This is a genomic window from Flavobacteriales bacterium, from assembly GCA_013001705.1.
Classification (GTDB): domain Bacteria; phylum Bacteroidota; class Bacteroidia; order Flavobacteriales_D; family JABDKJ01; genus JABDLZ01.
On sequence record JABDLZ010000011.1, the window covers coordinates 1 to 6,491 of the forward strand.

The following is a 6,491-nucleotide window of genomic DNA, read 5'->3' on the forward strand; positions in this document are numbered from 1 at the left end:
ACCCTGTAGAATGACTTCTATGAAAGGGGGTAGGCCTCCATATGGAAGAACTTAATGGTCCTTCTCAGCCACGCGGAGGAATCGATACCGCAAGGTGAATATCCAGAAGGAGAGGGCTATCCAGCCCATGGCGGACAGGCGCAGTACGAGCTTCAATCGGTCCTCTACGTCATATTCCTTGAAACTCGGGTTGTCTGTAGTATCCGGATGAAGCGAGAAATCTGCCATTCCTGGGATGACTTTGACGAAGACATAGAACATCACAAAAGCAAAAATGGCGTAGACCGCTGCGATACGTGCCTGCTTATCCGGGTCTTCTATGCTTCTCCGCAATAAGAAGTAGGCCAGATATATCAATGTGGAGATGGCCGCTCCATTGAGTTGGGGGTCGGTGGTCCACCATGCTCCCCATGTGAATCGCGCCCAAAGCGAACCGGTAGCCAATCCGCAACAGGCAAAAAGTAATCCGACATGGATGGCAGAGCGCGCGGCCATGTCATAGCGTTGATCGGAATTGCGCAGATAGACGATGCTGCATACAAAGGAGATGAGCATCAGGAAGATCATGCTGAACCACATAGGCACATGGAAATTCAGATTCCGGATGGTCTCATTCAGGATGTTCTTGTTGGGGAAGGCGAGCATCGGAGTGGCTACAGAGCTCTCGATAGGCGCATAGCAAGTATTGACCTGGGCGGTATCCTTGACTACCGCTGCCGATACCCAGACCCGCTGTGGGCTTCGCATGATACCTCCGTATCCCGAGTGGATAAATAGCTCCAAACGCTTCTCCGGCAGGACTTGGGGAATATCGAATCGCACCAGCAGTTCGTCACTCGATCGGGCATAGGTATGGATGGCGCACAAGGCATAGTCCTCATACTCTATCCATGCTTGATTTTCACTGGCATCGAAACGGGTATTGTAGCCAGTGACGGTGATATCGTTGGTACCTACCTTGAGTTGGTTGGTATCGATCGTCAGGATGTTGGGTGCCAGTGGTACCCCTAGGGATAGAAAGCTCGTGATCACCAAGGTCACTATGGCGAGATACTTCCACCAATTACTTCTGATGATATGCTGTATAAACCTGGTAATCAATTATATAAGACTATTACGGGCATCCATTTTCAATCCCGCCAAAGGTAGGGAAAGAGAATGTACCCCAATCCGTTTCCGAGTACGATCAGTAGGATCAATGCCAATGCATACATCTGTACCATGGACCAGGTATACCCCAGAATGATGCCTTCTGAGAATGTGATGATCGCTACCAAGAGAGGAATGATCACCGGGAATCCCAATATGGCGATCATGCCTGAATTGGCTCCAGTCTTCCAGGCGATCGCGCTAATGAGTCCGAGAATGGATGTGAGACCGATAGCACCCAGGATGATGGCCGAGAGATAGTTCAAAGGCGAGACACTCAAAGACTCCAATGGAAGGAAGAACTGGTAGATCAAGAAGGTCAGAACACCCGCTACTGTCATGAAAAGGGCAGAGTACAGGGACTTCGATAGATAGACCTGCTGGGCGGATGCCAGGGTGTATAGATAGAATTGTCTACCACCGGTATCTTGATCATAAGTGCGTGAGACCACATTGAATGCCGTGAAGAGGAGGATCACCCAGAGCAATGCATTCCAGGTCTCTGCATCGATGATCTTCTCAAAGGCAAGGTAGACGACATAGACCGTGGCCAGGATGTAAAGAAGGATACTGGCCCAAGCTTGTCTATCCCGCCAATCGATCAGGAATTCTTTGCGGATGAGCGCTATAACGGCCGACATTGCCTGAGCGGGCCGATCAGCCTTCCACGAATTTATCCATGACCGCATCGCTTACCCCTGTGAAGGAGAAGCCACCATCATGGAAGAGGTTCTGCATGGTCACGTAGCGGCATAGGTCGCTGAAGAGGGTCACACAGTAGTCAGCACAGGCATCTGCATCCGCATTGCCCAGTGGGCTCATGGCCTCGGAATAGGCGATGAAACTATCAAAGCCCTTCACTCCACTTCCGGCCGTGGTGACGGTAGGGGACTGGGAGACGGTATTGACACGCACCTTCTTCTTGACTCCATAATGATATCCAAAGCTCCTAGCAATCGACTCCAATAGGCTCTTGGCATCGGCCATGTCATTGTAATCCGGGAATACACGTTGGGCAGCGATATAGGTCAGTCCGACCACCGAGCCCCATTCCTTGATGGCATCCAGTTCATAGGCCGCCTGGAGTACCCGATGCAGGCTCAGTCCTGAGACATCCAATGTCTTCAAGTAGAAGTCGTGGCTGGAAGCGGTGTAGTGCTTGCCTTTGCGCACATTGGGCGACATCCCGATGGAGTGCAGCACGAAATCGACCCCACCTCCGAAGTGCTCCATGCTCTGCTCAAAAAGGGCCTTCAGATCATCATCCCGGGTGGCATCTGCTGCAATGACCGGTGCGTCCAAGGATTTGGCCAGATTATCTATTTCGCCCATGCGCATGGCGATAGGCGCATTGGTCAGGACAAGGTCAGCCCCTTGGGCCTTGGCCTTCTCGGCCACCTTCCAAGCGATACTCATATCATTCAGTGCCCCGAATACGATTCCTTTTTTTCCTTTCAACAGATTCTCGGCCATAGCTTGTCTCTTTGTGTTGGGTCCAAATATAGATAGACTGTCTTCAGTTCTTCAGGAGTTCCTTGGCATTGGCAACGGATGCATCGGATACCTTGGTACCACTCAACATCTTGGCCAATTCTAGGATCCTTCCGTCCCGACCCAAAGCTTCTACCTGGGTGATGCTTCGCTCTTCGGTATCGGACTTACTGATGCGCAGGTGATGCTGAGCGCGACCGGCCACCTGTGCAAGGTGCGTGATAGCAATGACCTGTCGTCCCTTGGCAAGTGTATGAAGTGCCTCCGCCATCTGTGAGGCGATCTCACCGGAGACCCCCGTATCTATCTCATCGAAAATCAGCGTAGGTAGCCCCTTGATACGGGCCATCTGTTGCTTGAGAATGAGCATCAAGCGGGAGAGTTCTCCACCGGATGCCACCTTGTGCAAAGGTTGCAATTCACCTCCCTTATTCGCATTGAACAATATGTTTACTATATCAAATCCATAATACTGGTAATCAGATGACTGAGATAATGATATATCGATATTGGCATTGCTTAACGAGAGTTTGTCGAGTTCGTCCAGAATGGCTTTTCTGAAGCGAGGAACGGCCGCCTTTCGCTCATCTGTCAAGTCGCTTGATAAGACCTTCAAGCGGGCCTCCAACATTTGCATCTCTTTTTCCAATCGTTGCAATTCCTGACGAGAGGATTCCGCTTGGCCCATACGGCTCTCAAAATCCGCTTTGAGGGCGATCAAGGCCTCTAGGTCGCTTACATGATGTTTGGTCATCAATCGTTGATACTCGTCCATCCGCTCACTCAGCACTTCTTTACGCTCCGGGTCGTGTTCCACGCCTGATTCTATCTCCTCGATACTTCTTCCGATATCATCCAATTCCAGGCGCGTACTCTCTACCCGATCGGCCAGTTCTGTGAGACCCTGGGTGTGTCCGGCTATACTTTCTATCTCATGAGAGAGGCTGTTCAGTTGATCGAGTAGACCACCTTCGGTCTGTAGATGCCCGATGGCCGATGTGAGCACAGCCTTGATCTCCTGTGCATGCTCGAGTAGGCCCAGTTCTTCACCGATGCGTTGGTCTTCTCCCGGACTCAGGTCCAGCGACTCCAATTCGTCCAACTGAAATTGTAGATAGTCCTTATCAATACCTGCAGAATGGATGGAACTCTTCAAGCGACCGAGTTCGCCTTGTGTGCTGCGATAGCGGGTATAGGTCTCCTGATAATCTTCCAATGTTGAGCGGTGATCGGCAAAGAGGTCGAGAAGTTGCAACTGGAAGTCTTCATCTCGCAATAAGAGGGTCTGATGTTGGGAATGCACATCCACCAGGCGTTGAGCGATAGACTTCAGGGTCTGGAGGGGAACAGGGGTGTCATTGATGAAAGCGCGTGATCTGCCGCTCGTATTGATCTCCCTACGAAAGGTGGACAGCGAGAGATAGTCGATATCTTCTTGCTCGAAGAAGCCTCTCAAGGACATCCTGCGTATGTCGAATTCTGCTTCTACAACACATTTGATGTCTTTATCAAAGAGCACATGGGTATCTGCTCGTTCCCCTAAGGCGATTCCTAAGGCTCCTAGAAGAATGGACTTACCAGACCCTGTCTCTCCAGTGAGTGCGGTGAATCCAGACTCCAGGTCGAGGTCCAGTTCTTTGATAAGAGCATAGTTCTGTATGAAAAGTCTTTTGAGCACGGCTTGAAATTACTGAGAGTCATAGACCCAAGGTCCTTCCAGCGTCTCTTTTTCTACACTCTCTTCCAAGAATGGATAGAATTCATCGGGTTGCAGCACCTGTGCCCCCAACCTGAAAAGGTGATCATTCGGAATTTGACAATCGATGAGGTCCATGTCATGCTGTATCATCCATTGGCAGAGATGGTAAAGGCACACCTTACTGGCATCGGAGACTTGAGCAAACATCGATTCTCCAAAGAACATCCCACCTAGACTCACTCCATACAATCCACCGACCAAGGAATCATCCATCCAGGCTTCTACGGAGTGGGCCAATCCCATTTCATGCAGTTCACACAGGGATTCCTTCAATGTAGGATTGATCCACGTGCCCTGTTGACGATTGGATCCTATACGTGCACAGCCTTCCACAACTTGTGCGAAGGCGGTGTCCATGCGGATCTCGAACCTCTTTTGTCGAATGGTCCTTCTCAGGTTCTTGCCACAGTGCATCATAGCTGGAAATAGCACGCATCGCTCGTGGGGCGCCCACCACAGTACAGGTTGTTCTTCATTGTACCACGGAAAGATTCCCATGGGATAGGCTTTGAGCAACATCTCTACGCTTACATCCCCTCCAATGGCCAACAGACCATCCGCCCTGGCCTGAGAAACGGGCGGGAAATCGTCATCCAAGCTGAGATAGGCGATGCGCATAGGGCGAATTTCTCGCTTTCATTGTTCTTAGAACGTATAGACGATGATATTTGTCGCTGATGATCGGAATCGACCATATCCCCGACCTCTTCCAAGGACCTTTGCCGGGCAAGAAGGCCCACGATGCGATGATGGGTCGTATACGACCGAGTGTAGAGGAGATCATCCAAGGAGACCATGATCCGCGGGTGAGTTCGGTCGCTTTTCTGATCTATCCCAAGAAAAGCGGATTACATTTCCTTTTACTGAAGAGACACGATTATGCGGGAGTCCACTCGGGTCAGGTGGGATTGCCGGGTGGCAGATTGGATGATGGAGAGACCAATGAAGAGGCCATGCTGCGTGAATTGGAAGAAGAGACGGGTCTACGCATAGATACTTCTTCGATCATACGCGAACTGACCCCCCTATACATTCCTCCGAGTGATTTCATCGTGCATCCTTTCGCTACGCTCATCGATCACGAACCGGAATGGAGATATGATACGAGAGAGGTCAAGCGAGGTATCGAGACCCCTTTGAGTGAATTGATGCGTAAAGACATCATCGTGGAACGAAAAATACAGGTCAGGGATTCCCCATTCCCTTGGAAAGTACAGTGCTTTCCCTTCGATGGGGAGGTCGTATGGGGAGCTACAGCGATGATCCTGGCAGAGTGTAAACAGATTTTAGGCAAATTCGAGCAATGAAAGCAGATATCCTGGCCTTTGCCGCACACCCCGATGACGTAGAACTAGCGGCCAGCGGTACGCTCCTGAAACACATCCATCAAGGAAAGAACTGTGGGATCGTGGATCTTACGCGAGGTCAATTGGGCAGTAGAGGGAATCCTGAACTCCGAGAGAAAGAAGCAGACCATGCATCCGAGATACTCGGACTGGATTTCAGAGAGAATCTGGGAATGGAAGATGGTTGGTTCCGGGCTGACAAAGAGCATATCATGCAGGTAGCTCTCATGATACGCAAGTACCGTCCGGATGTCATACTGGCCAACGCGATCACCGATAGGCATCCCGACCACGGACGAGGAGCAGACCTGATCAAAGAGGCGGCATTCTTCAGCGGATTGGTCAAGGCAACAGTGGAGGGCCATGACTACGCACCTTGGCGTCCGCGAGTGCTCATGCACTACATCCAAGATAGATTCATCGAACCGGATGTCATCGTGGATATCACCGACCACATAGAACAGAAGATGGAGGCCATCATGGCTTTCAGTAGTCAATTCTATGACCCCGAGAGCGATGAGCCGGAAACGCCTATCTCCAGTAAGACATTTATCGATTATCTCTATAGTAGAGCCCGGCAGTTCGGTCGCTACATCGGTGTGGAATTTGCCGAAGGATTCACCGTGGACAAGGCCTTCGGGGTGGAAGACCTCACGCGATTAGCCTAGACGAGAAGCGATCTCCTCGTAGAATCTGACGAGCTTCTTGCTTTCTTCTTCCCAGCATATCCGAGGATGGGTATTGTG

Annotated in this window: 7 protein-coding genes; 2 read left to right on the forward strand and 5 right to left on the reverse strand. The window is 50.8% G+C overall.

Annotated features, from left to right (window positions below; all coding sequences use genetic code 11):
- Positions 1 to 51 precede the first annotated feature (51 nt).
- From ccsA to HKN79_00365, 5 genes are read right to left on the reverse strand one after another with little or no spacing between them, the layout of a single operon-like run.
- Complete coding sequence (ccsA, locus tag HKN79_00345) at positions 52 to 1,101, reverse strand: cytochrome c biogenesis protein CcsA (protein ID NNC82000.1); 1,050 nt, start codon at positions 1,099 to 1,101, stop codon at positions 52 to 54.
- Between the two features lie 29 nt (positions 1,102 to 1,130).
- Entirely contained in the window at positions 1,131 to 1,790 is a 660-nt protein-coding gene (locus HKN79_00350) for an ABC transporter permease (protein NNC82001.1), read from the reverse strand.
- Positions 1,791 to 1,806: 16 nt separating this feature from the next.
- Positions 1,807 to 2,622: an SDR family oxidoreductase gene (locus tag HKN79_00355; protein ID NNC82002.1), complete on the reverse strand. Its 816-nt coding sequence runs from the start codon at positions 2,620 to 2,622 to the stop codon at positions 1,807 to 1,809.
- Between the two features lie 43 nt (positions 2,623 to 2,665).
- Positions 2,666 to 4,318 carry a DNA repair protein RecN gene (gene recN, locus HKN79_00360; protein NNC82003.1) on the reverse strand — a complete coding sequence of 551 codons (1,653 nt, stop codon included), beginning with the start codon at positions 4,316 to 4,318 and terminating at the stop codon, positions 2,666 to 2,668.
- Between the two features lie 9 nt (positions 4,319 to 4,327).
- On the reverse strand, positions 4,328 to 5,017 hold the full coding sequence (locus HKN79_00365) for a leucyl/phenylalanyl-tRNA--protein transferase (protein ID NNC82004.1): 690 nt from the start codon (positions 5,015 to 5,017) through the stop codon (positions 4,328 to 4,330).
- Positions 5,018 to 5,076: 59 nt separating this feature from the next.
- On the opposite strand from HKN79_00365, the gene HKN79_00370 reads away from it, so the two are divergent.
- Positions 5,077 to 5,706: a CoA pyrophosphatase gene (locus HKN79_00370; protein ID NNC82005.1), complete on the forward strand. Its 630-nt coding sequence runs from the start codon at positions 5,077 to 5,079 to the stop codon at positions 5,704 to 5,706.
- Complete coding sequence (bshB1, locus tag HKN79_00375) at positions 5,703 to 6,413, forward strand: bacillithiol biosynthesis deacetylase BshB1 (GenBank protein ID NNC82006.1); 711 nt, start codon at positions 5,703 to 5,705, stop codon at positions 6,411 to 6,413. The genes HKN79_00370 and bshB1 overlap by 4 nt, the downstream gene beginning before the upstream one ends.
- The last annotated feature ends 78 nt before the right edge of the window (positions 6,414 to 6,491 follow it).

Bases quoted from the DNA above. Each gene is read 5' to 3' on its own strand.
- HKN79_00365 (NNC82004.1), bottom strand. From the start codon at position 5,017: ATGCGCATCGCCTATCTCAGCTTGGATGACGATTTCCCGCCCGTTTCT.
- HKN79_00350 (NNC82001.1), bottom strand. From the start codon at position 1,790: ATGTCGGCCGTTATAGCGCTCATCCGCAAAGAATTCCTGATCGATTGG.
- HKN79_00355 (NNC82002.1), bottom strand. From the start codon at position 2,622: ATGGCCGAGAATCTGTTGAAAGGAAAAAAAGGAATCGTATTCGGGGCA.
- HKN79_00370 (NNC82005.1), top strand. From the start codon at position 5,077: ATGATCGGAATCGACCATATCCCCGACCTCTTCCAAGGACCTTTGCCG.
- bshB1 (NNC82006.1), top strand. From the start codon at position 5,703: ATGAAAGCAGATATCCTGGCCTTTGCCGCACACCCCGATGACGTAGAA.